26 protein-coding genes are annotated in these 23200 nt (G+C 72.8%); 16 read left to right on the plus strand and 10 right to left on the minus strand.

Annotation, left to right across the window (positions count from 1 at the left end; genetic code table 11):
- The first annotated feature begins 73 nt into the window (after positions 1–73).
- On the plus strand, positions 74–877 hold the full coding sequence (locus ACIG47_RS24630) for a DeoR/GlpR family DNA-binding transcription regulator (protein WP_397415478.1): 804 nt from the start codon (positions 74–76) through the stop codon (positions 875–877).
- Positions 878–935: 58 nt separating this feature from the next.
- Here the strand turns inward: ACIG47_RS24630 and ACIG47_RS24635 are convergent, their stop codons facing one another.
- From ACIG47_RS24635 to ACIG47_RS24660, 6 genes are read right to left on the minus strand one after another with little or no spacing between them, the layout of a single operon-like run.
- Positions 936–1874, minus strand: a complete 939-nt coding sequence (locus ACIG47_RS24635) for a 1-phosphofructokinase family hexose kinase (protein WP_397433715.1) — start codon at positions 1872–1874, stop codon at positions 936–938.
- On the minus strand, positions 1871–2839 hold the full coding sequence (locus ACIG47_RS24640; protein ID WP_397433716.1) for a carbohydrate kinase family protein: 969 nt from the start codon (positions 2837–2839) through the stop codon (positions 1871–1873). The genes ACIG47_RS24635 and ACIG47_RS24640 overlap by 4 nt, the downstream gene beginning before the upstream one ends.
- The gene (locus ACIG47_RS24645; protein WP_397415470.1) at positions 2836–3717 is read right to left on the minus strand and encodes a carbohydrate ABC transporter permease; all 882 of its coding nucleotides are present in this window, start codon (positions 3715–3717) and stop codon (positions 2836–2838) included. The genes ACIG47_RS24640 and ACIG47_RS24645 overlap by 4 nt, the downstream gene beginning before the upstream one ends.
- Positions 3714–4631: a carbohydrate ABC transporter permease gene (locus ACIG47_RS24650; RefSeq protein ID WP_397433717.1), complete on the minus strand. Its 918-nt coding sequence runs from the start codon at positions 4629–4631 to the stop codon at positions 3714–3716. Before ACIG47_RS24650 ends, ACIG47_RS24645 begins: the two co-directional genes overlap by 4 nt.
- The gene (locus tag ACIG47_RS24655; RefSeq protein ID WP_397433718.1) at positions 4628–5956 is read right to left on the minus strand and encodes an ABC transporter substrate-binding protein; all 1329 of its coding nucleotides are present in this window, start codon (positions 5954–5956) and stop codon (positions 4628–4630) included. Before ACIG47_RS24655 ends, ACIG47_RS24650 begins: the two co-directional genes overlap by 4 nt.
- Before the next feature lie 40 nt (positions 5957–5996).
- Positions 5997–6884, minus strand: a complete 888-nt coding sequence (locus ACIG47_RS24660) for an SIS domain-containing protein (protein WP_397433719.1) — start codon at positions 6882–6884, stop codon at positions 5997–5999.
- Between the two features lie 215 nt (positions 6885–7099).
- On the opposite strand from ACIG47_RS24660, the gene ACIG47_RS24665 reads away from it, so the two are divergent.
- The 5 genes from ACIG47_RS24665 to ACIG47_RS24685 all read left to right on the plus strand — a co-directional run bounded on the left by ACIG47_RS24665 (position 7100) and on the right by ACIG47_RS24685 (position 11209).
- The gene (locus ACIG47_RS24665; RefSeq protein ID WP_397433720.1) at positions 7100–8194 is read left to right on the plus strand and encodes an amidohydrolase family protein; all 1095 of its coding nucleotides are present in this window, start codon (positions 7100–7102) and stop codon (positions 8192–8194) included.
- Between the two features lie 91 nt (positions 8195–8285).
- Positions 8286–8765, plus strand: a complete 480-nt coding sequence (locus ACIG47_RS24670) for a hypothetical protein (protein ID WP_397415459.1) — start codon at positions 8286–8288, stop codon at positions 8763–8765.
- Between the two features lie 176 nt (positions 8766–8941).
- Positions 8942–9400 (plus strand): hypothetical protein, encoded by a 459-nt coding sequence (locus ACIG47_RS24675; protein WP_397433721.1) that lies wholly within the window; start codon positions 8942–8944, stop codon positions 9398–9400.
- A 103-nt stretch (positions 9401–9503) separates the two neighbouring features.
- On the plus strand, positions 9504–10529 hold the full coding sequence (locus ACIG47_RS24680) for a DUF418 domain-containing protein (RefSeq protein WP_397433722.1): 1026 nt from the start codon (positions 9504–9506) through the stop codon (positions 10527–10529).
- A 59-nt stretch (positions 10530–10588) separates the two neighbouring features.
- Positions 10589–11209 (plus strand): trimeric intracellular cation channel family protein, encoded by a 621-nt coding sequence (locus ACIG47_RS24685; RefSeq protein ID WP_397433723.1) that lies wholly within the window; start codon positions 10589–10591, stop codon positions 11207–11209.
- A gap of 193 nt (positions 11210–11402) precedes the next feature.
- On the opposite strand, the gene ACIG47_RS24690 is transcribed toward ACIG47_RS24685, so the two are convergent.
- Positions 11403–12254: an HAD family hydrolase gene (locus ACIG47_RS24690; RefSeq protein WP_397415449.1), complete on the minus strand. Its 852-nt coding sequence runs from the start codon at positions 12252–12254 to the stop codon at positions 11403–11405.
- A 246-nt stretch (positions 12255–12500) separates the two neighbouring features.
- On the opposite strand from ACIG47_RS24690, the gene ACIG47_RS24695 reads away from it, so the two are divergent.
- Together ACIG47_RS24695 and ACIG47_RS24700 are read left to right on the plus strand one after the other, a co-directional pair.
- Positions 12501–13352, plus strand: a complete 852-nt coding sequence (locus ACIG47_RS24695; RefSeq protein ID WP_397433724.1) for a PadR family transcriptional regulator — start codon at positions 12501–12503, stop codon at positions 13350–13352.
- 217 nt (positions 13353–13569) lie between these two features.
- Positions 13570–14298, plus strand: a complete 729-nt coding sequence (locus ACIG47_RS24700; RefSeq protein WP_397433725.1) for a lytic transglycosylase domain-containing protein — start codon at positions 13570–13572, stop codon at positions 14296–14298.
- Positions 14299–14301: 3 nt separating this feature from the next.
- On the opposite strand, the gene ACIG47_RS24705 is transcribed toward ACIG47_RS24700, so the two are convergent.
- Positions 14302–14988, minus strand: a complete 687-nt coding sequence (locus ACIG47_RS24705; RefSeq protein ID WP_397433726.1) for an SDR family NAD(P)-dependent oxidoreductase — start codon at positions 14986–14988, stop codon at positions 14302–14304.
- A gap of 104 nt (positions 14989–15092) precedes the next feature.
- Between ACIG47_RS24705 and ACIG47_RS24710 the strand changes: the two genes are divergently transcribed.
- The 6 genes from ACIG47_RS24710 to ACIG47_RS24735 all read left to right on the plus strand — a co-directional run bounded on the left by ACIG47_RS24710 (position 15093) and on the right by ACIG47_RS24735 (position 20833).
- Positions 15093–15932 (plus strand): helix-turn-helix domain-containing protein, encoded by an 840-nt coding sequence (locus ACIG47_RS24710; protein WP_397433727.1) that lies wholly within the window; start codon positions 15093–15095, stop codon positions 15930–15932.
- 79 nt (positions 15933–16011) lie between these two features.
- The gene (locus ACIG47_RS24715) at positions 16012–17064 is read left to right on the plus strand and encodes a FecCD family ABC transporter permease (RefSeq protein WP_397433728.1); all 1053 of its coding nucleotides are present in this window, start codon (positions 16012–16014) and stop codon (positions 17062–17064) included.
- Positions 17061–17876, plus strand: a complete 816-nt coding sequence (locus ACIG47_RS24720; RefSeq protein ID WP_397433729.1) for an ABC transporter ATP-binding protein — start codon at positions 17061–17063, stop codon at positions 17874–17876. The genes ACIG47_RS24715 and ACIG47_RS24720 overlap by 4 nt, the downstream gene beginning before the upstream one ends.
- The gene (locus tag ACIG47_RS24725) at positions 17873–18880 is read left to right on the plus strand and encodes an ABC transporter substrate-binding protein (RefSeq protein WP_397433730.1); all 1008 of its coding nucleotides are present in this window, start codon (positions 17873–17875) and stop codon (positions 18878–18880) included. Before ACIG47_RS24720 ends, ACIG47_RS24725 begins: the two co-directional genes overlap by 4 nt.
- Positions 18877–20097, plus strand: coding sequence for an MFS transporter (locus tag ACIG47_RS24730; RefSeq protein ID WP_397433731.1), 1221 nt, complete (start codon positions 18877–18879; stop codon positions 20095–20097). Before ACIG47_RS24725 ends, ACIG47_RS24730 begins: the two co-directional genes overlap by 4 nt.
- A gap of 34 nt (positions 20098–20131) precedes the next feature.
- Positions 20132–20833 (plus strand): lysostaphin resistance A-like protein, encoded by a 702-nt coding sequence (locus ACIG47_RS24735; RefSeq protein WP_397433732.1) that lies wholly within the window; start codon positions 20132–20134, stop codon positions 20831–20833.
- 25 nt (positions 20834–20858) lie between these two features.
- On the opposite strand, the gene ACIG47_RS24740 is transcribed toward ACIG47_RS24735, so the two are convergent.
- Complete coding sequence (locus tag ACIG47_RS24740) at positions 20859–21710, minus strand: LysR family transcriptional regulator (protein ID WP_397433733.1); 852 nt, start codon at positions 21708–21710, stop codon at positions 20859–20861.
- A gap of 69 nt (positions 21711–21779) precedes the next feature.
- On the opposite strand from ACIG47_RS24740, the gene ACIG47_RS24745 reads away from it, so the two are divergent.
- Both ACIG47_RS24745 and ACIG47_RS24750 read left to right on the plus strand, forming a co-directional pair.
- Positions 21780–22097 (plus strand): hypothetical protein, encoded by a 318-nt coding sequence (locus ACIG47_RS24745; protein WP_397433734.1) that lies wholly within the window; start codon positions 21780–21782, stop codon positions 22095–22097.
- The gene (locus ACIG47_RS24750; RefSeq protein ID WP_397433735.1) at positions 22094–22360 is read left to right on the plus strand and encodes a hypothetical protein; all 267 of its coding nucleotides are present in this window, start codon (positions 22094–22096) and stop codon (positions 22358–22360) included. The genes ACIG47_RS24745 and ACIG47_RS24750 overlap by 4 nt, the downstream gene beginning before the upstream one ends.
- A 66-nt stretch (positions 22361–22426) precedes the next feature.
- On the opposite strand, the gene ACIG47_RS24755 is transcribed toward ACIG47_RS24750, so the two are convergent.
- Positions 22427–23200, minus strand: a 774-nt coding sequence (locus ACIG47_RS24755) for an HNH endonuclease (protein WP_397433736.1), incomplete at its 5' end; no start/stop codon positions are given.

Below are 23200 nucleotides of genomic sequence, written 5' to 3' on the forward strand. Positions count from 1 at the left end.
GAGATGTGCAAGAATGCGATCAGAATTCGCGATAAACGATCAATCCGAGTGAGCGATTCGAGAAGGGAACGGTATGGCGGCCACCGCGGAGACCCCCCGCGCCATCTCGCACAAGCGCACCGAACGCATGATGCGGACCCTGACCTACGTGAACGAGCAGGGCACCACGCGGCTCACCGACCTGGTCCGGGAGCTCGACGTCTCCTCGGCGACGATGCGGCGCGACCTGGCCGCCATGGAGGAGCAGGGCCTGCTCGTGCGCACGCACGGCGGCGTCCGGGCGCTCGACCCCACCACCGAGGTGCCGGTGCTGCTGCGGGACAACCGGTTCCGGGACGCCAAGGTGCGCATCGCGGAGCACGCGGCGGGCCTGCTCCCACCGGGCCGCTACTCGGTGGCGATCAGCGGCGGCACGACGGCGGCCGCCGTCGCCCGGGCGCTCGCCACCCGGCCCGACCTGGCGATCGTCACCAACGCGCTGACCACCGCCACGGAGCTCGCCTCGCGCAGCAACCTCAAGGTGATCATGACGGGCGGGTTCGTCCGGTCCAGCTCGTTCGAGGCGGTCGGGGCGCTGGCCGAGAACACGTTCAACGCGATCAACGTCGGCACGGCCTTCCTGGGCACCGACGGCATCAGCGTGCGCGGCGGCGCCACGACCCACGACGAGACCGAGGCCCGCACCAACCACGCGATGCTGGCGCACGCCGAGCACGTGGTGGTCGTGGCCGACGGGTCGAAGGTGGGCCGCGTGACCCTGGCCAAGGTGGCCGACCTGGCAGAGATCGACGTGCTGGTCACGGACTCGTCCGCGGACCCTGAGGCCCTGGCCGCGATCGAGGCGGAGGGTGTGGAGATCCAGGTGGTCCCGGACTGAGGGAGGTCCGCCGAACGGAGAGATCGTCGCTCCATGACGGCTCCCGGAGCGACGATCTCTACGTTCGTCGCGGGCTGCCCGGGGACGCGGTGATCTCGACCTGCGAGGTCAGGCTGCGGGTCAGGGCCGGGTCCAGGATCGCCGCGCCCGGGACCTGGGCGTTCGCCGTGCCGGCCGCCGTGGCCAGGGACAGCGCCCCGGCCAGGTCGGAGCCGCCGTCGAGCGCGACCAGCAGGCCGCCCAGGAACGAGTCGCCGCTGCCCACCGGGAAGCCGCCGGTGTGCCCGGTCAGGGTCGCGCGCAGCACCCGCTCGCCGTCGGTGCCCCAGGCCCCGGCCGCGCCGTCGGTGATCACGACCAGCCCCCCGGTGCGCTCGTGCACGGCGGCGAGCAGCTCCGGCGCCGCCTGTTCCTCGCCGCCGCCCACCAGCTCCAGCGCCTCCGCGCGGTTCACCTTCACCAGGTCGGGCCGGGCCTCGACGGCGCCGCGCAGCGCCGCACCGTGGCTGTCGACGGCGACGCGCGCCCCGGCGTCACGCAACCGGCCGACGACGTCGGCGAGCAGGCCCGCGGGCGCCGACGCCGGCAGGCCGCCCGAGACGAGCCACCAGCCCGGCCGGGAGGCCGCGAGCCGGACCGCGGCGTCCACCGCCGCGGCCGCCGCGCTCACCGAGACCGGTACGGCCCGCTCGTAGATCTCGGTGAGCCGGCCCGTGTCCTGGGCGAAGACCGACACGCAGCTCCGCGTCGGCTCCCCCGGCACCACGTGCAGGTCCACGCCGTCGGCCCGGGCGCCGGCCGCGACGTCCTGCCCCGCGCCGCCGCCGAGCACCGCCACCGCGGACACGCGCGCGCCGAGCGCGGAAGCGGCCCGGGCCGCGTTGAGCGCCTTGCCGCCCGCCACCCGGTGGGTCGAGAGCGGCCGCTGGATCCCCTCCAGCGCCTCGACCACGTAGGTGACGTCGAGCGACGGGCTGAGGGCGAGCGCGGAGATCACCGCGTCAGCTCCCGCTCCAGGTCGGCGCGCGTGGCCTGCCGCCCGGTGCCGCCGGAGCCGAGCGTGGAGAGCGACCCGGCGACGGTCGCCCAGCGCACCCGTTCCTGCTCGTCGCCCACCCCGTACGCGAGCGCCGCGAGGTACCCCGCGTCGAAGCTGTCACCCGCACCGGTGGTGTCGACCACGTCGACGGCCACGCCCGGCGCGCGCACCACGGCGCCGTCGGGCCCCACCGACCAGCCGCCGTCGGCTCCGTCCTTGACCACGACCCGCGGGCCGCGGCGGGCGAGCCGGGTGGCGAGCTCGACGTCGTCCAGGTCGGCCGGCTCCCCGAGGGCGCCCGCGATGGCACGCAGCTCGTTGCGGTTGGGCAGCAGGAGGTCCAGGTGGCCCAGCACGTCGGCCAGCCCGGCCCACTTCTCGGCCGGGTCCCAGTTGGTGTCGACGCTCGTGGTCCAGCCCTGCTCCCGGGCGCGGGCGAGCACACCGGGCAGCGCCGCGGCCAGCCCGGGCTGGAGAAAGTAGGACGCGACGTGCAGCAGCCCGGGCCAGCGCCCGTCGAGCACCTGCGTGAGCCGCTCCCCCGTCAGCGTCGGGATGGTCCCCGGCACGGTGAGGATGGCCCGGTCCCCCGGAGTGGACAGGATCACGGACAGCCCGGTGGGCTCGTCGGACGACGTCTCGACGGCGCCGACGTCGACCCCGCAGGCCCGCAGCGCGTCCAGCGTGAACGTGCCGAACGTGTCGGCCCCGACGCGCGCGACCAGCGACGTCGGTACGCCCAGCCGCGCGACGCCGGACGCCGCGATGCTCGCCGAGCCGCCGAGCACCAGGTCGCCCGAGTCGGCGAGCTGCTCGGCCTGGCCGAACCGGGGCACGACGTCGCCGCGCAGGACGAGGTCGACGTTCGCGTCCCCGGCCACCACGACGGGCCGCGGGGCGGGTCCAGCGGTCTGGTGGGTCATCCCTTGACTCCCGTGAAGGTCATGGTGGCGATGAACTGCTTCTGGGCGAACACGAAGAACGCGATCAGGGGCAGCGTAGCCACGACGTTGCTCGCCATGAGCAGCGACCAGTCGGTGCGGCGTGCGCCCTGGAAGTTCGTGATGCCGAGCTGCAGGGTGAACGCGCCGGGGTCGTTGATGGCGATGAGCGGCCACACCAGGTCGTTCCACGAGCTCAGCAGCGTGAAGATCGCCAGGGTGGCGAGCGCCGGCCGGGCCAGCGGCAGGATGATGCGCCAGAAGGTGGTGAAGCGCGAGCAGCCGTCGAGCTCGGCGGCCTCCTCGAGCTCCGCCGGCAGCGACAGGAAGAACTGCCGCATCAGGAAGATGCCGAACACGGACGCCAGCCACGGGACCATCGCCGCGGCGAGCGTGTCGATGAGCCCCACGCGGGCGAACATGACGTAGGTGGGCACCATCAGCAGCTGCGTGGGGATCATGATCGTGGCGACGATCAGGAGGAACCCGACCTGCCGTCCGGGGAACTTCAAGCGGGCGAACCCGTACCCGGCCAGCGAGCACAGCACGAGGTGCGACACCACGGCGACCACCGACACGAGGATCGTGTTGCCCGTCCACAGCAGCACGTCGGAGTCGCGGAACAGCTTCGCGTACCCGTCGAGGGTCAGCGACGAGGGGAAGAACCTCGGTGGGAACCGGTTGATCTCCGACTCGGGCGTCAGCGACGTGAGGAACATCTGCACGAACGGCGTGGCGAACAGCAGCGCGACCGGCACCAGGACGAGGTGCCACCAGCCGGTGCGCCGCCTGCGGCGCGGCGCGGCCTCCGGCTCCGGCTGCCCGTAGACGTCGGCCCGGGGCGAGGCGAGCAGGGTCATCCCAGTCCTCCTACGGTGCTGCGGCGCGAGTAGATCGTCACGCCGATCGTGATCGCGAGGGTCACGGCGAACAGCCCGTAGGCCACCGCCGACGCGTACCCGAACTCCAGGTCCTTGAACGCCGAGGTCCACAGGTAGTAGACGATCGTCTCGGTGGACTTCAGGGGCCCGCCCCGCGTCGTGGTGTAGACGAGGTCGAAGAGCTGGATCGACTGGATGGTCTGCCAGATCGCCACGAACACCGTCACGGGCGCGAGCTGCGGGAACGTCACGTGCCAGAACGACTGCCACCGGTTGGCACCGTCGACCCGGGCCGCCTCCGTGAGCTCGGCCGGGATGTCCTGGAGCGCGGCCAGGTAGATGACCGTGGTGAACGCGGCCTGCCCCCACAGGGACATGAGCGCGATGACCACCATCGCCTGGTGGGGGTCCTCCAGCCAGCCCTGCTGCGGCAGGCCGAGCACGCGCAGCACGTTGTTGACCAGCCCGAACTGCGGGTTGAACAGGTAGGTGGTGAGGATGCCCGTCGCCGCAGCGGACACGACGAACGGCAGGAAGATCAGCGTGCGGTACACGCCGACCAGGACGATCCGGCGGTTGAGCGCCACCGCCAGGCCGAGCCCCAGCAGCACCGAGGCCGGCACGAACAACGCCGTGTACAGCAGCGTGTGGCCGGCGGCCGCGGCGAGGTCGGCGTCGCCGGCCATCTCGCGGTAGTTGTCGAACCCGACGGGCTCGGGCGTGGAGAACCCGTTCCAGTCCTGGAGGGACAGCACGAACGCCCAGACCGCGGGGAAGATCGACAGGCCCAGCACGATGACGGTCGCCGGGGCGACGAACCCCCAGCCGGTGAGCCCCTCCCGGACCCGGCGGGCCGAGCCCGGCCGCCGGGTCCGGACGGCGGTCGCGGTCACTTGTCCGCCAGCGCGGCCGTCGCCTCGTCGGCGGCCTTCTCCAGCGCCTCGGCGGGCTCGCCCTGGCCCTGCAGCACCTGCGAGATGGCGGTGCCGATCGCCTCGGAGAGGTTCACGTAGCCGGGCACGGTGGGCCGCGGGATGGTCGCGTTGGCGCTGTTCGCGGCCATGACGTCCAGGCCGGGCATCTCCTTGACCTGCGCCGCGAACTCCGGCGAGTCGATCTCGCTCTCCCGCAGCGGCAGGTTGCCGTAGACGACGTTCCAGCGCACGTCCTGCTCCGGGTCGGTGAGCCACTTGGTGAACTCGTAGGACCAGTACTCGCGGTTGGCGTCCTGGTGGTCGAAGAGCACCCACAGGTCCGCGCCGGAGATCGTGGTGTGGTCGCCGTCGGTCCCGGGCAGGGGCACCACGCCGTAGTCCGTGCCGGCCACCTGCAGGTCGTACAGCGACCAGGGGCCGGAGGTGATCATGCCGATCTGGTCGCTGGCGAAGATCTGCCCGAACTTCGTGTCGGTCTGGTCCAGGTACACGGACTCGTCCTCGACGGCCATGTCGCGCAGCAGGGTGAGCGCCTCGACGCCGGCCTCCGAGTCGAAGGTCGCCTCCGTGCCGGACTCGTCCAGGATCTCGCCGCCGTTCTGCCACAGGTGCGGCCAGAACTGCCAGGTCGTCTCCTCGGAGCCCGAGACGGAGTACCCGTACCCGTAGGTCGTGGTCTCCGGGTTGGTCAGCTCACGGGCCGCGGTGCGGAAGTCGTCCCACGTCCAGTCCTCGGTGGGGTACTCGACGCCGGCCTCGTCGAAGACGGTCTTGTTGTAGATCAGCGAGATGTTGTCCACCACGGCGGGGAACCCGATGGTCGCCTCGCCCGTCGGCTGGGCCGTCGCCCGCGCCGCGCCGGAGAACTCCTCCCAGCCGACCGCGGGGTCGGAGACCTGCTCGGTGATGTCGAGCGTGCGCTCCGACTCGGCGAGCTCGCTCGCCCACGAGCCGAACGCGTAGGAGATGTCGGGGTAGGTACCGCCGGCGAACGACGACGACAGCTTCTGCAGCAGGTCCTCGGTCGACGGCGCCCCCGAGGACACCTCGATGGTGACGTTGGGGTGCTCCTGCTCGAACTCCTCGGCGAGCCCCGTGAGGATGGTCTGGGCCTGGTCGGCCTGACCCGTCCACCAGGTGAGGGTGACGTCGGCGTCCTTGTCGAGCGTGGTCGCGCCCTGCGTGCCCGACGAGCACGAGGTGAGCAGGGCCGTGGCCACGAGGAGGGAGGCGGCGCCCAGGGCGCCGCGTCCGCGGGTGGTTAGGAGGGGGTGACGCAGCATGATCGTCCTCGTCTCTTCTGCGTTCTGGGTGGTTGTTCTGTCAGCCGAGCACGACGGACCGCGTCAGGTGGCGCGGGGTGTCCGCGTCCAGCCCGCGCGACCGCGCGACCTCGACCGCGAGCCGCTGTGCCTGCACGAGCTGGACCAGGGGGTCGAGGTCGTCGTGCCGGACGGTCGCGCCGGTGCGCTCCACGTCCGCGGCGAGCACGCGGTCGGCGTCGCCGAAGAGGGTCACGAGGCTCCGCTGTCCCGCCACCGCCACAGGGCCGTGGCGGTAGTCGAGGGCCGGGTAGGACTCCGACCACGCCTGCGCGGCCTCACGGATCTTGAGCGCCGCCTCCTGGGCCAGGCCGTAGGTCCACGACCGGCCGAGGAACACGAAGTGCTCGAACGCCGCCACGTCGACCGGCAGCGCGGCGTCGAGCGCGGCGCGAGCCTGCTCGACGACGGCGGTCAGGTCCTCGCCGAACCCGGTGCGCGCCAGCACGAGCACCGCGGTCGGGAACCGCGTCTGGACCACCGACTCCTCGTCCGCGAAGTCCAGCACGAGCACCTCGTCCGCGGCCTGCGCCACGGGCGTCCCGGCCACGCCGACGACGGCGGCCGTGCGAGGGCCGGCGGGCACGCGGGCGAGCGCGTCGAGCACCTCGCTCGTGGTTCCCGAGCGGCTGATCACGACCACGCGGTCGTAGGTGCGGCCCGGCGTCCACTCGGACGCGTAGGCGGCGTCGGTCTCGCCGAGCCCTGCGCGCTCGCGCAGGACCGCGAGGGACTCGGCGACGAACGCGCTGGTGCCGCAGCCGAGCACCAGGACACGCTCGCCGGGGGCGCCGAGCACCCGCGCGCCGTCGGCCGCCGCGGCGGCGGCACGGGTCCACACCTCGGGCTGGCTACGGATCTCACGCTCGGTGATGGTGCTGATGCTCACGGTGCCGCTTCCTGTCGTCGTCCCGGCGCCGCCTACCGGGCGCCGTCGTCGCCCATGGTGCTCGACTGTTGCGCGGGAGTCATCAAGACTGGCGGATTCGATCATTCTGAGTGATTGAATCGCGTAACAACTCGGCAATCTGCGCACGCATGCCCGATCCTCTGGGGGCGACACGATCACGTCGAGCACTTTCCTGGGAAGCCGAGGAGGCAGTCATGAGCCACGTTCACGACCCGCTGGGGGCGGGTGGGCCCGCCGGGACCGCAGTACCGGACCTCCGGCTCGTCGACTGGGCGCCCCGCCCGCAGGTCTCCGTGCCCGTCACGCGCGTGCGCCGGGCGGCGGTCGGTGCCGTCGACGTGCACAACCACCTCGGCCGCTGGCTCACCGAGGACTGGTGCGCACCCGACGTCGCCGCGCTCCTGCGGATGATGGACGACGCCGGCATCGAGACCGTCGTCAACCTGGACGGGCTGTGGGGCGAGGAGCTGGACGCCAACCTCGACCGGTACGACCGCGCGCACCCGGGCCGGTTCGTCACGTTCTGCCAGATCGACTGGACGCTCCTGGCCCGCCCGGACGGCGAGCGCGAGATCCACGAGCAGCTCCGCGACAGCGCCGCGCGCGGCGCCCGCGGCGTCAAGGTCTGGAAGAACGTGGGCCTCACGGTCCGCGGGCCCGACGGCGAGCTCGTGCGCCCCGACGACCCGCGCGTGGCCGGCGTGCTCGCCCTGGCCGGTGAGCTCGGCCTGCCGGCCCTGGTGCACGTGGCCGACCCGAAGGCCTTCTTCGAACCGCTGGACGAGCACAACGAGCGGTTCGACGAGCTGGCCGGCCAGCCCGACTGGTCCTTCGCCGACCGGGAGCGCTACCCGTCCTTCGACCAGCTCCTGGACGCGTTCGAGCGGCTGCTGGTGGCCACGCCCGGCACCCGGTACATCGGTGCGCACGTCGGCTGCGTCGCCGAGGACCTCGACCGCGTGGAACGGCTCCTGCGCGCCGCGCCCAACCTCGTGGTGGACATCGCCGGCCGCCTCGGCGAGCTCGGCCGCCAGCCCCGGCGGTTCCGGCGCCTCGTGGAGAGCTTCCCGGACCGTGTGCTGTTCGGCACCGACGCCTTCCCGCTGTCGCCCGCAGACCTCGAGGTCCACTTCCGCTTCCTGGAGACGGACGACGAGGCCTTCGACTACGCGCCCGGCGTGGAGGTGCCGCCGCAGGGCCGCTGGCAGATCTCCGGGGCCGCGCTCCCCGCGCACCTGCTGCCCGCCCTGTACGCGGACAACGCGCGGCGCGTGCTGAACCTCGGCTGATCCGGCACGCATCACCTCCGGGCCGGTAATTGAACGGTGAACTTTTCCGGCCCGGAGAGCGGTCCCAGGCATTTCTTGACAGAATGCCGATATGGCCGCACTGGAGGACCTCCTCGACGACTACATGTTCCGGTCCGAGTCCGAGACCGACCGGGACGAGAAGTTCGAGGAGCTGATGAAGGCATTCCTGCGCACGGACGCAGAGTGCACGGCCGCGTTCGACGCGGTCTGGTCGTGGGACGAATGGCCCGGCCACCAGGGACTGGGCGACGAGATCGACCTGGTCGCACGCGAGCAGGACACCGAGCGGCTCGTCGCCGTCCGGTGCAAGTTCCACGACCCGGCGCAGCCTTTGTCCCCGGCGGATGTCGCGCCATTTCTCGCGGCGTCGAACAAAGCGCCTTTCACGGCCCGCATCGTGCTCGCCACCACCGATACGTGGCACAAAGAGCTCGAGGACTCAATTCACGATGTGAAAATCCCGGTCGAGCGAATTGGGCTCACCCAGATGCTGCATTCCTCGGTCGACTGGAACCGGCTCCTGCCCGTGGCCGCGGCCGCCGCCGGCTAGCCCGGGCCCCTCTTTCTCCTCCGCCAGCACCACCCGCTCGACATACCCCGGCGAAGCACCCCCCGCACAGCGCTCCGCACACAGGGTGAGAACCGACGGGAATTCCATGTAAATGCATGGAAATACCGCCCAAAAGCCCGCGAACAGGACCGGGCAATACTACGTGAAGGATCGATATGTCGCCCCGCACAGCGATTTCACCCGACTCCTCGCCCCGCCTCCCGCTCGACGGCGGCCTCGTGACGTCGGTCTGCCGCGCCTACGGCCAGGACACCGACGGCTGGGACGCCCGACCGGACGAGGAGCGGGGCGAGTACACCGCCGTCGTCGACCATCCCGCCCTGCCCGGCGCGGTGGAGACCGCCGACGTGCTCGTCTGCCGCGGCGCCGCCGTGGAGCTGGACGACCGGTGGGTGTTCTTCGACGACCTTGCTCCGGCCGCGACGTTCGTCGACTCCGGGCGCGCATCCAACCTGCCGTCGCTCGACCTCTACGAGGCCGCTGAGGTCCGGGCGCACTGCGCCGAGCACGGCCGTCCCGAGGCGGCGCTCCTCCTGGGCCGGCAGGTCTACGAACCGTCCGAGATCCGCGGGCTCGTGGCCCGGTACGCCGCGCACGTCGCGGGGCGACCCTGACGCCCGCGGCCGGGCGGCCCAGGGTTCACCCCGACCGGGCAGCGCGAAACCTGGTTCCGTGGGCGGACGACGGGCCGCCGGGCCGGGCGGTTGGATGGCGGGCATGACCATGACTGCACCGACGACAGACCCTCGGACCGGAACCCGGCAGCGGTGGCGGTTCATCGACTCGCTGCGCGGTTTCGCGGTGCTCGGCATCCTGCTGGTCAACGCCGTGGACATTGCACGCGTCGGGATGGACCGCATGCTGGAGGGCGGGTCACGGGTGCCCGACCCGGTGCTCGACGCGCTGTACCTCACCGTCCAGACGCGCTTCGTGCCGATCTTCGTGTTCCTGTTCGGCATGAGCCTGTGGATCGTGCTCGACGGCGCCCGCGCGCGCTCGCCGCGCCCGTGGCTCGTGCTGACCCGGCGCCTGGTCGCGCTCGCGCTCATCGGCGGGCTCCTGATGCTCGTGTACCCCGGGAACGTGCTGGTCGAGTACGGCGTCGTCGGTCTGCTCGTGCTGCCCGTGGTCTGCCTCGCGCCGCGCTGGGTGGTCCTCGGCGCAGGGGCCGCGCTCACGGTCGTGGCGTACGCGTTCCTCGGCGGCGGCCTGGCCGCCACGCCGGGCCTCGTCCTGCTGGGCGCAGGTGCCGCCGCCTACGGCCTGCCCCGTGCCCTGGAGTCCGCGGGACGGACCGTCGCCGTCGTCCTCGCCGGTGCGGCCGTGCTGACGGTGCCCGCCCTGCTCTGGCAGCTCGGCATGCCCGGCGACCCGCGGTTCTCGAACGCCGGCGGCATCGCCGGCCTCGTCATGGCCGTGCTGTACACCACCGGTCTGGCCATGCTCTGGCGCACTCCCGCGCGTCGCGTGATCGCCGCCGTCTTCGAGCCGCTGGGCCGCATGGCCCTGACGAACTACGTCACCGCGGCCCTGGTGGTGGCGCTGACCACGCTCTTCGTGGACTACGGCCACATGACGAGCGTGCTGCCCGTGGTGCTGCTCGCGCTGGGCATCATCGCCGCGCAGTCCGTGCTGAGCCGGCTGTGGCTGCGCCGGTTCGTCTACGGCCCGGTCGAGTGGGTGTGGCGGGCCGCCACCTGGCTGCGCCTGCCCGCGTTTCGCCGCGACGCACGGCTTCTGTAACAGTGGAGCCGCCCGGTGCGTGCGCGCCGGGCGGCCTCCCCTGTCGAAAGGAGCTCACCGTGGCGTGGGCGCATGTCGTCCCGGACCTCCTGGGCGTGTTCTTCTTCGCCGTGTCCGGCTCCCTGCTTGCGGTGCGGCGCCGGTTCGACATCGTCGGGTCGCTGCTGCTGGGCACCTGCGTCGGGCTCGGCGGCGGGATCCTGCGCGACGTGATCCTCGACGACGGCGTGCCGCGGGCCTTCGACTCGCCCGTCTATCTCGTCCCTCCCCTCGTCGCCGCGCTGGTCGTGTACTTCTTCGCGCACGTCGTGCACCGGTTCCATGACGTGCTGCTCACCTTCGACGCCGCCGGCATGGCCCTCTTCTCGGTCACCGGCACCCTCCTGGCGCTGGATGCCGGCATGAACCACGCGGCGGCGTCGATCCTCGGGGTCGTGACGGCGGTCGGGGGCGGCGTCATCCGGGACGTCGTGGCCAACGACGTGCCCCAGATCTTCCGTTCCCGCGGCCTGTACGCCATCCCCGCACTGCTCGGGGCCGGGCTCACCGCGCTCGCCTCCTGGGCCGGCTGGTTCGGCCTGGTCACGGGCTGGGTGGTCGCGGTTCTCGTGTTCGGGCTGCGCATGGTCTCGCTGCGCTACCGCTGGCAAGCACCACCGGCGGCGCGCGTTGACCTGTGAGCTCGGTCGGATGCACCGACCCAGCCGGTCAACTCGGTCGGATGCACCGGCCCAACCGGTCAGTTCGGTCGGATGCCTCGAGATCGGTCGGCCGATGGACCGTTCTCGGGGCAACCGACCGAACACGGGGCTGGAGCCGGTGCAGGCGACCGAACACACGGCCGCCCAGGGCCGGGTCAACGTTCCCGACCCGTCACCCGAGCGGCGAGCCGAGCGACTGCAGCACCGTGACGACGCCGTGCTCGTCGATCGTTCCGGTGACCTCGTCCGCCGCCTCGCGCAGGACGGCCGGAGCGTGTCCCATCGCCACACCCCGCGCCGCCCACGCCACCATCTCCAGGTCGTTGACGCCGTCGCCCACCGCCACGGTGCGGGCCGGGTCCACGCCGACCTGCTCGCGGACCCGTTCCAGCGCGGTCGCCTTGCTGAGGTCGCGCGGCGTGACGTCGATCCAGTCGGCCGCTGCCGGGACCGGCGTGACACCCAGCGAGCGCAGGGGCTCGACGAGCCGCGCCACGCCGTCGCCGCGCAGGATCACGCGGGTGGCCGGCACGTCCCACAGCTCGGCGTCGGGCACCTGCCGTTGCTCGCCGTTCACGGAGCAGGGCTCGAAGGGGCTGGTGACCCGGTACCCCCACCCGATCTCCTCCACCCCCACCTGCACCGTGGGGACGAGCTCGCGGGCCCGGCGGATGACCGGCTCCACGTCGAACGTGTGCACCGTGTCGAGCTCGTAGCCACCGGGCCGGCCGATGTCGAGGCGCGCCACGACGGCCCCGTTCGACGCGACCGCCCAGCCCGCGTGGATGCCGAGCTGACGGGCGACGGGGAGCACGCCCACCAGTGAACGGCCGGAGGCGAGCACCACGTGGTGCCCGGAGCGCCGCGCGCGGGTGACCGCCGCGACGGTCACCTCCGGCACGGTCGCGCGGGCCTTGAGCAACGTGCCGTCGATGTCGAGCGCGACCATGGCGCCGACCGCGGGCTCTGTCCCGCGGATACGGCGTGCGGCTGCCTGAGCGTCGTCGGTCGTGGGCGATGTCACCGTACCTGTCGTATCCGTCATGCCCCTCAGACGCGCGGCATGCGGGGATGTCACAGCACTTTCACCACGACTTTCGGACAGGGACGAAATCTTCAGGACCCAGGGGTTGCGTAACGATATATCTTTGATCTATCTTTGAGGACGTCGGTCGAGCACGTCGCTCCCGACCGGCGGGACGCCGGGACGCCGCAGTGCGCACACAGCGCACCGCCCCACCCCGCCGCGACAGCATCAAGGAGACCTCTCATGCGTACCCATGACGACACCACCCAGAACCCCGGTCGACGGGGCGGCCGCGGCCGCTTCGGCCTCGACATCCCCGTCTTCGTCCCGGGCCTGCGCCCTGCGCTCGTGACCGCCTACGGTCCCGGGCTGCCGGACGACCGGGACCGCTTCGGCCGACCCGACCGATCCGACCGACCCGACCGATCCGACCGACCCGGGCGGCGCGAGGGCCGGCGTGACGGCCGCCGCCGCGAGGACCGCGGCTGGTTCAGCCGCGGCGACGACCGCGAGGGCTTCGGCCCGCGCGAGGGTCGCGGCGACTTCGGCCCGCGCGGCGGTCACGGCGGCTTCGGCCCGCACGGCGGCTTCGGGCCCCACGGCCCGCGCGGCCCCCGTGGTCCCCGCCGCGCCGGGCGCGGCGAGATCCGCGCCGCGATCCTGCTGCTCCTGGCCGAGCAGCCCATGCACGGCTACCAGATCATCCGCGAGCTGGCCGAGCGGACCGACGGCCGCTGGCGCCCGAGCGCCGGAGCGGTCTACCCCGCGCTCTCCCTGCTCGCGGACGAGGGGCTCGTGCTCCTCACCGAGGACGGCGGCCGCAAGCTCGCCACGCTGACCGACGAGGGCACCGCCTACGTCGAGCAGCACAAGGACGAGCTCGGCACGCCGTGGGAGCAGGTCGGCCGGGGCCACGGCCGCGAGCTGCGGCACGAGCTGCGCGCTCTGGCCGACGCGGTCGAGCAGGTGGCCCGCACGGGCTCGCCCGAGCAGGTCGCGTCCGTCACGGCGCTGCTCGGCAAGGCTCGCCGCGAGGTGTACCTGACCCTCGCGGGCCAGGCGCCGGCGTCGGACCAGCCCCCGGCCACCGACTGATCAACCACCCCGATCCATCACCGAACGCGCCGGGCGGCGCCGTGGACCACCACGGCGCCGCCCGGTGCGTTCGCGGATATTTCCGGGAGGTCTTGTCGGCGTCCGCCCGACGGCGTCCGGTCCGGCCCGCGCGCGACCGTAGTCTCTGCACCAGGACGGCGTGCACCGACGGGGGCCGGTCGCTCGTCCGACGCCATCCCTCGACCTCGGAGTGACCGTGACAGCAACATCCCGGGCCGCCGCCCTCACGACAGTGCTTCTCCTCGCGGGCTGCGGCGTCGGCGAACGAGGCTGGCCGTCCCCGCTGGAGCTCGACTACCCGCCCGCCCCGCAGCAGCTCCTGCCGGAGGCCGGCCCGGCCGCCGGGAGCGCCGACGCGACACCGCTGGCCGACCTGACCGACCCGGGCTGGCTGCGCGAGACGGCCGAGCGCACCGGGATCCCGCGGCGCGCGCTGGCCGCCTACGCCGGCGCGTCGCTCCGGCTGGCACGGACCGACCCGGAGTGCGGCCTCGGGTGGAACACGCTGGCAGGGATCGGCGCCGTGGAGTCGGTGCACGGCAGCTATCTCGGGGCACGCGCCGACGCCGACGGCACGGTGCGCCCGCCCATCATCGGCATCCCGCTGGACGGCAGCGAGGGTGTCATGGAGATCCTCGACACCGACCAGGGAGAGCTCGACGGCGACGCCGAGTGGGACCGCGCCGTCGGCCCGATGCAGTTCATCCCCACCACGTGGGACGAGCACGCGCAGGACGGGAACCTCGACGGGCGGGCGGACCCGCACCAGATCGACGACGCCGCACTGACCGCCGCCGCCTACCTCTGCGACAGGGGCGGCGACGTCACCACCGACGACGGGTGGACGGACGCGCTGGCGGCCTACAACCGCTCGGTGTCGTACGCCCACGACGTGGCCGGGCTCGCCGAGGAGTACGGCAGCTGAGCGCTACCAGGGCAGCTCCCCGTTCTCGTCCTGGAACGTGCCGGTCGGGCCGTCCGGGCCGAGCGTCGCCCAGCGCACGACGAACCGCGCGGTCTCCTCGGGCGACCGGCCGATCCCGTAGGCGGCGGTCATGTCCGTGGCGGTGGTGCCGGGTTCCAGCGCGTTGAACCGGATGCCGGGCTCGGCCTGGGCGTAGCGGACCGTCAGCATGGTGGCGGCCGCCTTCGACGCCGAGTAGAGCAGCACCGGCAGGTGGTGCTCGGGGCGCTCGGGGTTGGTCACCGCCCAGAACGACCCCGCGCTGCTCGAGACGGTGACCACGTTCGCGCCGGCGGACCGCCGCAGCAGGGGCAGCGCCGCCTCGGTGACACGCACGATGCCCACGGCGTTGGTGTCGAAGACGCGCAGCGCGGTGGGCCCGTCGACGTCGCCGTCGCCCAGCAGACCGGCGTTGTGCACCAGGACGTCGAGCCGGCCCTCGGCAGCGTCGATCGTCGCGAGCGCCGCGCGCACCGAGGCGTCGTCGGTGACGTCGAGCTGCACGAACCGCGCGCCGAGCGCGGCCGCGGCCCGTTCGCCCCGCTCCGCGTCCCGCGCGCCGACGTACACGTCGTGCCCCAGCTCCACGAGCTGCTTCGCCGTCTCGAACCCGATGCCCTTGTTGGCCCCGGTGATCAGTGTGACGGTCATACGTCTGCCTCCCTGGCTCGCTTCGAAATACCCGGTCCTGAGGGACCGTTGAGGACGCTATGCAGCGCAGGCAGACCGAGACAGAGCCCCGCCCGGACCAGGGTGTGCCAGGCCCCCCTCTCGCGGTGGCCCCGGCGCGGGGGCGGGCCGGCACGAACGCGCTCGGCAGCTACCTGCGGGCCCGGCGCGAGCAGGTGACCCCGCGGCAGGCGGGCATCCCCGACGGCGGTGTGCGGCGGGTGCCGGGGCTGCGCCGCGAGGAGGTGGCGTTGCTCGCCGGCATCAGCGCCGACTACTACCTGCGGCTGGAGCGGGGCCGCGACCGCAACCCGTCGCCGCAGGTGCTCGACGCCCTCGCCCGCGTGCTGCGGCTCGACGAGGCCCACACGGCATACCTGCGAACCCTGGTGGAGGACGCTCCGCGGGCCGCCCGGCCCCGTGCCGGGACGCCTCCGGCCGGTGCGCTGAAGCTTCTGGCCACCTTGCCCCAGCCCGCGTTCATCGAGGACCGGTACTTCGACGTCCTGGCGTCGAACGACCTGGCCCGGGCGCTGTCACCGCGGCTCGCCGCGGGCGGCAACCAGCTCCGGGACCTGTTCCTCGACCCGGCCGAGCAGGCCCTGTTCCCGGACTGGCGGGACTACACGGAGTGCCTCGTGGCCAACCTGCGGCAGTCCGTGGGCAACGACCTCGACGATCCCCGGCTCGCCGCGCTCGTGGACGAGCTGTCGCAGGCCAGCCCGCTGTTCCGCCGGCTCTGGGCGCGCCACGAGGTGCGCGGTCAGTGGGGTTCGCCGGTCCGGCTCGCCCACCCGCGCGCGGGCGACCTGGTGCTCAACCGCGAGCGGTTCGACATCAACGGCGCGGACGGTCAGATGCTCGTCGTGCTCCACCCGGACGCGGGGTCGGCCGACGCCGAGAGGCTCGCCATTCTGGGCAATTGATAATCATTCCCGACAACCGGGTACAGTGAGGCCCGCGTGAGAACGATTCTCACGACGCTGCCCCTGTCCGGAGGTCTCGATGTCCCCCGCCCGGAGCCACCTCCGGCACCTCGCCCTGATCACCGGGCTGTGCGCCCTGCTCGTCGTCTCCGCGCTGCTCGCCGTGGGCCTCGGGTCCGCCGTCATCCCCCCGTCCGACACGGTGCGGTACCTCGGCGCCGCCCTGACCGGCGGCACCATCTCTGCCGACGAGGTCACCCGCTACCAGATCGTCTGGCAGATCCGGACCCCGCGGGTGCTGCTGGCCGCCCTGGTCGGGGCCGGGCTCGGGACCGTCGGCGTGGCCGTGCAGTCCTTGGTCCGCAACGCGCTGGCCGACCCGTTCGTGCTCGGCATCTCCTCGGGCGGCGCGGTCGGCGCGGTCGCGGTGTCGACGACGGGCGCGCTGGCCGGCTTCGGCATCTATGCCACGTCCGCCGGGGCGTTCGCGGGTGCGATGGCGGCCACGGTCCTCGTCTTCGCGGTCGCGTACGCCCGGACGGGCACCACCCCGCTGCGCCTCGTGCTGACCGGTGTCGCCCTGTCGTTCGGCTTCCAGGCGGTCACCAGCGTGCTCATCTACCTGGTGCCGGGCAACGAGGCCACCAGCACGCTGCTGTTCTGGTCCATGGGCTCGTTCGGCGCCGCCACGTGGGGCGCGCTGCCGGCCGTCGCCGTCGTGGTCCTCGCCGGCACCGTCGCGCTGCACCGCTTCTCCCGCACGCTCGACGCGATGAGCCTCGGCGACGAGGCCGCCACCGCGATGGGCATCGACCCGGCCCGTCACCGGCACGTGCTCTTCGCGGTCACCGCGGTGATGACGGGCGCGATGGTCGCGGTGAGCGGGGCCATCGGGTTCGCCGGGCTCGTCGTGCCCCACGTGACCCGCATGCTCGTCGGCGCCCGGCACGCCCGCGTGCTCGTCGTCGCCCCGCTGGCCGGGGCCACGCTGATGGTGTGGGTCGACCTGCTGGCCCGCACGGTCGCCGCACCCCGCGAGCTGCCGATCGGCGTGCTCACCGCACTGCTCGGGGTACCGGTCTTCCTGGTGCTCATGCGCCGCCGCCAGTACGTGTTCGGGGGTGCGGCGTGAGCGACCTGCACCTTGACGGCCTGTCCGCGACGCTCGCCGGCGTCGAGATCGTGCACGCCCTCGACCTCCACGTGGGTTCGGGTCAGGTGTTCGGCCTCGTCGGCCCCAACGGGTCCGGCAAGTCCACGGCACTGCGCTGCGTCTACCGTGCGCTGCGCCCCTCCGCCGGCGTGGTGCGGGTCGACGGCGACGACGTCGCCCGCCTGACCCCGCGCGCGTCCGCGCAGCGCGTCGCGGCGCTCACCCAGGACGGCTCGGCGGACCTGGACCTCACCGTCGCCGACGTCGTCGCGCTGGGCCGCGTGCCGTACCAGCGGGGCAACCGCCGGCTCACCGAGCGGGAACGGGAGCTGTGCCGCTCGGCGATGGACCGGACCGACGTGGCGCACCTGGCCGGGCGCGGCATCCTGAGCCTGTCCGGCGGTGAGCGGCAGCGCGTGCTGCTCGCCCGCGCGCTCGTGCAGGAGCCCGACGTGCTGGTGCTGGACGAACCCACCAACCACCTGGACCTGCGCCACCAGATCGACCTGCTGGGTCACCTGCGCGACACCGATCTCACCGTCGTGGTGGTGCTGCACGACCTGAACCTGGCCGCCGCCGCGTGCGACCGGCTCGGGCTGCTCGCCGGCGGCCGGCTGGTCGCCGCCGGCACCCCGGCGCAGGTGCTGACCAGCGAGCGCATCGCCCAGGTCTACGGCGTGGAGGTCACCGTCACCGCGCACCCGCTGACCGGCGACCCGCAGGTCCTGTACTCCCTCGGGCCCTCCCCCGCCCGAACCGTCGATCCCGCCCTGGAAGGAAACCACCGATGAGGATCCCCGCCCCGGCCCGCCGACTGGCCCCGCTGCCGGCCCTGGCCGCCGTCGCGCTCCTGGCCGCCTGCGGCGCCCAGGTCGAGCAGTCCGCCGACGCCGGACCGGCCACCACCGTGCAGCGCTGCGGCGAGCCGGTCGAGTACACGGTGCCCCAGCGCGTCGTCGCCTACGAGGGCGGCAGCGCGGACAAGCTGTTCGCGCTCGGCCTCACCGACCACGTGCTCGGCTACGTCATGCCACCCGCCAACCCGCCGGTGAGCGAGTCGCCGTGGGCCGCCGAGTACGAGCAGGTCGAGCTCCTGTCGCAGGACCTGCTCAACCGCGAGCTCGTGGTGGACGCCGAGGCCGACCTCGTGGTGGCCGGCTGGGGCTCCGGGTTCTCCGACGAGCGGGGCATCACCCCGGAGATCCTCGACGGGCTGGGCATCCAGAGCTTCATGCACGCGGAGTCCTGCTACGGCTACCCGGGGTTCCCGGAGCGGCACACCCCGTTCGAGGGCCTGTACACGGACCTGGAACGGCTGGGGCAGATCTTCGGCGTCGAGGAGCGGGCCACCGACCTCGTGGCCGACTACCGCGCACGCGTCGCCGCCGTCGAGGAGCAGGCGCCCGAGGGCGACCCCGTGCCGGTGTTCCTCTACGACTCCGGCACCGACAAGCCGTTCACCGCGGGCGCCCAGGTACCGCCGAACGACATCATCCGGGCCGCGGGCGGCGAGAACGTCTTCGGCGACCTCGACGAGCGCTGGACCGAGGTCACCTGGGAGGCGGTCGTGGAGGCACAGCCCGAGGTCGTCGTCATCCTGGACTACGGCGACCAGCCCGCGCAGGACAAGATCCGGTTCCTGCAGGAGAACCCCGTCACGGCCGACCTGCCCGCCGTGCGCGACGACGCCTTCTTCGTGCTCGACTACAACGAGGGCATCTCCGGGCCCCGGAACATCGACGGCGTGGAGAAGTTCGGCGCCTACCTGCGCGAGCACGCGGCGCAGAACCCGTGACAGCCCCGGCCGCCTCCCGCCCGCCGGCGCGCCGCCCCACGCCGGACCACCGGATCGTCCGCGCGATCTGGCCGGCGATGCTGGCCGGGACGGTGAGCCTGCTCCCGTTCACCGTCTACTCCACCTTCCTGGTGCCGATCTCCGAGACCGTCCGGGCCGACGCCGCGGCCGTGGGCGCCCTGCGCGGGCTGGGTGGTGTCGCGGCCCTGCTCACCGGGGTGGCGATCGCGCCGCTGCTGGGCCGCTGGCCACGCCACCGCGCGGTGGCCGGCGCGCTCGCCCTGCTGGCCCTGTGCTGCCTGACCGCCACCACGGGCAGCTACGCGGCGCTGGTCGCGTTCTGCCTCGGCACCGGCGTCGCGACCGCCGCCCTGACGCCAGCCCTGCTCGCCCTGGCCACGTCCCGGTTCACCGACCCCGCCGACGGCGGCCGCGCCGCGACGCTCGTCAGCACGTCGACCACCCTGGCGGCCGTGCTGGCCGGTCCCGTGGTCGGCGGGCTGGCGGCTTGGCGCGGCTGGGCGGGCGCGCTGTGGGTCACGGCGGCACTGGCGGTGCTGACCGGACTGGCCTTCCTGCGGTCCGCCGACCCAGGCGCCGAGCAGGCTGCCGCGCCCGGTTACCGTGAGTCGCTGCGGCGCCTGCGGTCGCGACCGGACCTGCTGGCCGTCGTCGCCGTCGCGGGGCTGCGGACCACCTCGTTCATGGGTTACCTCTCCTTTCTCGCGGTGACCTACCACGACCGCTTCGGCACCGACGCGGGTACGTTCACCCTGGTCTGGACGCTCAGCGGGGCGTCGTTCGTGGTGGGCGGCTACCTCGCGGGACGCTGGGCCCGGGACGACGGCGCAGCGGGCCCCGCCCGGCCCCGGCTGCTGCTGCTCGCCGGCCTCGGCGGAGGTCTCGTGGCGGTCCTGACGGTCTTCCTGGTGCCGTGGCTGCCGGGCGCCCTGGCGGCGACGACCGTGATGGGGTTCGGCCACGCCGTCGTGGGCGCCACGGCCACGAGCCTGATCGCCCAGCGGGCCGGACGGCTCACGCCGGCCACGTTCGGCCTGCAGGCCGCGGGGATGAGTCTCGGCGTCTTCGCGGGGGCGGCGCTCGGCGGCGCGGGGCTCGCGGTGGCCGGGAGCCCCGGGCTCGCGGTCGCGCTGGCCGTGCCGACGGCGCTGGCGGTGCTTCTCGTCCGTTCCGCCACGCGGACGAGGATCTCTTGACCCTGTTCCTGGCACACGGTTTCTACTGGGCCGCATGGAATCCATGACGGAGACGAACGTGCGGAGCAGCCGGCCGGGCTGGCTCGAGATCGTGGTCGGCATCGTGGCAATGGCGGCGGTCGGTTTCGGGCTACCCATGCTGCTCGGCGACTGGTTCGACCTGAACAGCGCCGCGGGCGGCGCCTTCCTGGCGTGCCTGTCGGGAATCGCGGGCCTGGCCGGGTTCGGGGTGGCCGCCGCGCCGCGACGCCTGTCCTGGAGCGCGTTCGGCGTGCGCCCGACGTCCGCCCGCTGGCTGTGGCTCGGAGCAGCGGGCGGGGTCGTCGCCCTGCTCGCCAAGGGGCTGCTGGTACCTCTGTTCACATGGCTGGTCGACGTGCCGACCGACACCCAGTCCGGCTACGCCGCCGGGGCCAGCAGCGGAATCTGGCTCCTGGTGGTGACCGCGATCGGCCTGGTGGTGCTCACGCCGATCGGTGAGGAGTTCCTCTTCCGCGGCGTCGTCACCACAGGCCTGCTCCGGTACGGGCCCGTCATCGCGACGGTCGGCAGCGCCGTGATCTTCGCGCTGCTGCACGGCATCAACGTCGTCCTGCCCGCGGCGCTCGTCGTCGGGATCATCACCGCCGAGCTCCGCCGTCGCAGCGGCTCGGTGTGGCCGGGCGTCGTGGTGCATGCGCTCAACAACTCGATCACGGTGATCGCGTATGCGGTGGCCCCGGAGATCGCGGGCTGAAGGCTGGTCCGGCGGGGGCCTCCGTTCACGGGGTCGCAGGTGGCCGCCCGATGCTTCTCGCGGCCTCCATGAGGGCACGAACGGCCTCGCGACGATCCCCCGGCCTCGTTCCGATGACGATCGAGCTCGGTCCGGCGTCGGGGACCGGGACGCAGGCCGCGCCCTGGGGAACCGGCGTCACGAGCGACCGAGGGAGAACCGCGACCGCGCGGCCGAGTCGCACCAGCGGGACCAGCTCCGCGACGTCCGCGATCTCGGGGCCGTGCGCGCGCTGGCCGGGCTGCCCACGCCAGCGCGGGAAGGTCTCGCCCTCCAGGTCCGCACGGCTGATGCTCGCCGACGCCGCCAGCGGATGGTCGGCCGGGAGCACCGCCACACGGCCCTCGACGTGGAGCTCGATGGTCGTGAGACCGAGGGTGTCCTCGAAAGGTGCGTACAGCAGTGCGGCGTCCACGATCCCGTCGCGCACGAGTGCCGCCCGCTCCGGTCCGGGATGGAACATGACGTCGACCTGCCGCGCCTTCGGGTAGTCGGCGTAGGCCCCGAGCAGGACGGAGAGCAGGCCCGCATCGCCGCCGGGCTTGAGCGCCAGGCGCAGCGGGCTGGACTCCTCTGCCTGTCGCGCGGCACGAGCGGCGGCCGCGACGGCGTTCAGCGCGGGCCGGCCGTTCTCGAGCAGCGCCTCTCCCGCCGCGGTGAGCGCGACGCTCCTGCTCGTGCGGGCGAAGAGCTGAACGCCGAGGCGTTCCTCCACGCGCCGAACGGCCTTCGACAAGGCCGGCTGGGCGATGTGGAGCCGCTCGGCGGCGCGGCCGAAGTGGAGCTCCTCGGCCACGGCGACGAAGTACCTGAGCTCGCGCACCTCCAAGAGATCCATTCCTTGACGTTATCAGTTGGATCCATCAGGTATTGGACGGCGCTGCCCAACGATGGCTTCACTGGACGCATGATCACACACACCATGCTCGTATCCTTCGATGACCCGATCTCCGACATCGACCTGGATCAGTTCCTCGGAGATATCGAGATCTCGATGCGAGACACGGGCGCGGTCCGCAGCTTCTCCGCACACCGGCACGTTCCGGTCGCGGGCGAGGATGCGATCCCGGCGTTCGTAGCGACCGCGGTCTTGCACTTCGGCGTCGACGACCGGGACGGGCTCGCGGCACTGTTCGCCGCACCGGGCGCCGTCGAGGTCATCCATACGTGGAAGACGAGCCACCCGTATCGCGTGGCATGGGTGAACTACGAGGCAGGAAAGTGACGACGGCTGCGGATCGCGGGCGCGAACCGTCCCTGCCCGGCCGGGCGGCGCAGCCTCAGCGCTACAAGATGGCCGTGATCAACTGGCTCGCGGCCTATCCGCTGATCACGCTCCTCCTGTCGGTCGGCGCCCCGCTGATCCAGCGTGTCCCGGTCTTCGTGACGACGCTGGTGCTCTCCGTCACGCTGGTATGCCTGATGACCTTCGTGGTCATGCCGATGATGACGAGACTCTTCGCCGGATGGCTCCGCGGAACGAGGTGACGGCTGTGTCGTCGTCGGGCCCTCGTGAACCAGGGCCCGACGACAACGCACCCATGGGAGCGAGCGCTAGCTGTACCGGTGTGCCCAGAAGACGTCCGGCAGGCGGCCACGCGCTCGCCGCCGCCGGGCGGAGCGCTGTCGCGAGCTTGAATCCGGACCCCGGCTCGTGGCGAGTCGGTAGGGAATCGCTCCGTGGTGGTGGGTGGTGTGGCAGCCGATCGAGTAGCGGCTGCGTGGGGTGCGTCCGGGGGGTGGGCCGGTCATGCCGACTGCCGGTGTCCATTCCGGGGCAGGGGTGCGATCGCGAGCCATGGCGGGGTTCTGGGCGTGGCCGGTCGACCCGGCCATGGGCGGGTTCTGGGCGTGGCCGGTCTGCTTCTGGTCGGCCTGCCTCTGGTCGGTCTGCCTCTGGTCGGTCTGCCTCTGGTCGGTCTGCCTCTGGTCGGCTTGGGGCTGGTCGGTCTGCCTCTGGTCGGTCTGTGGCTGGTCGGTCCCGGTGGATGGCGACGTGTCGCTGTCTGCGGGCGCGCGAAGGTCGCTGGCGTGACCTGTGTTCCGCTCTCGGTCTGGTTCGGTGTCGTGGATCCTGGCCGGCATCCCGCCCCGGTCGGCGCGCAGGGGTGTCGGTGGCATGGGTGCCACCGAGAGGTGGGTGTGCCCGGTCGGAGTCCGGGTCTCCACGGCGTGGCGTCCCTCGTGCTGGGTGGTCTTCTGTACCCAGCCGGGTGCCTGCTTGGCATGATTGCACCGCGCGCACAGGCCTTGCCCGTTGTCCAGGCTCGTCTCACCACCCTCAATGTGGGGGGTGATGTGGTCCAGGTGCCGGATCGGCGCATCACA

This window comes from Promicromonospora sp. NPDC052451 (assembly GCF_044547525.1).
In the GTDB taxonomy this organism is placed as follows: Bacteria; Actinomycetota; Actinomycetes; order Actinomycetales; family Cellulomonadaceae; genus Promicromonospora.

Coding starts and splice junctions, on each gene's coding strand:
- ACIG47_RS24640 (WP_397433716.1), bottom strand. CDS start 2,839: ATGACCCACCAGACCGCTGGACCCGCCCCGCGGCCCGTCGTGGTGGCC.
- ACIG47_RS24725 (WP_397433730.1), top strand. CDS start 17,873: ATGAGGATCCCCGCCCCGGCCCGCCGACTGGCCCCGCTGCCGGCCCTG.
- ACIG47_RS24665 (WP_397433720.1), top strand. CDS start 7,100: ATGAGCCACGTTCACGACCCGCTGGGGGCGGGTGGGCCCGCCGGGACC.
- ACIG47_RS24630 (WP_397415478.1), top strand. CDS start 74: ATGGCGGCCACCGCGGAGACCCCCCGCGCCATCTCGCACAAGCGCACC.
- ACIG47_RS24735 (WP_397433732.1), top strand. CDS start 20,132: ATGGAATCCATGACGGAGACGAACGTGCGGAGCAGCCGGCCGGGCTGG.
- ACIG47_RS24705 (WP_397433726.1), bottom strand. CDS start 14,988: ATGACCGTCACACTGATCACCGGGGCCAACAAGGGCATCGGGTTCGAG.
- ACIG47_RS24715 (WP_397433728.1), top strand. CDS start 16,012: ATGTCCCCCGCCCGGAGCCACCTCCGGCACCTCGCCCTGATCACCGGG.
- ACIG47_RS24695 (WP_397433724.1), top strand. CDS start 12,501: ATGCGTACCCATGACGACACCACCCAGAACCCCGGTCGACGGGGCGGC.
- ACIG47_RS24740 (WP_397433733.1), bottom strand. CDS start 21,710: ATGGATCTCTTGGAGGTGCGCGAGCTCAGGTACTTCGTCGCCGTGGCC.
- ACIG47_RS24645 (WP_397415470.1), bottom strand. CDS start 3,717: ATGACCCTGCTCGCCTCGCCCCGGGCCGACGTCTACGGGCAGCCGGAG.
- ACIG47_RS24680 (WP_397433722.1), top strand. CDS start 9,504: ATGACCATGACTGCACCGACGACAGACCCTCGGACCGGAACCCGGCAG.
- ACIG47_RS24655 (WP_397433718.1), bottom strand. CDS start 5,956: ATGCTGCGTCACCCCCTCCTAACCACCCGCGGACGCGGCGCCCTGGGC.
- ACIG47_RS24670 (WP_397415459.1), top strand. CDS start 8,286: ATGGCCGCACTGGAGGACCTCCTCGACGACTACATGTTCCGGTCCGAG.
- ACIG47_RS24745 (WP_397433734.1), top strand. CDS start 21,780: ATGATCACACACACCATGCTCGTATCCTTCGATGACCCGATCTCCGAC.
- ACIG47_RS24675 (WP_397433721.1), top strand. CDS start 8,942: ATGTCGCCCCGCACAGCGATTTCACCCGACTCCTCGCCCCGCCTCCCG.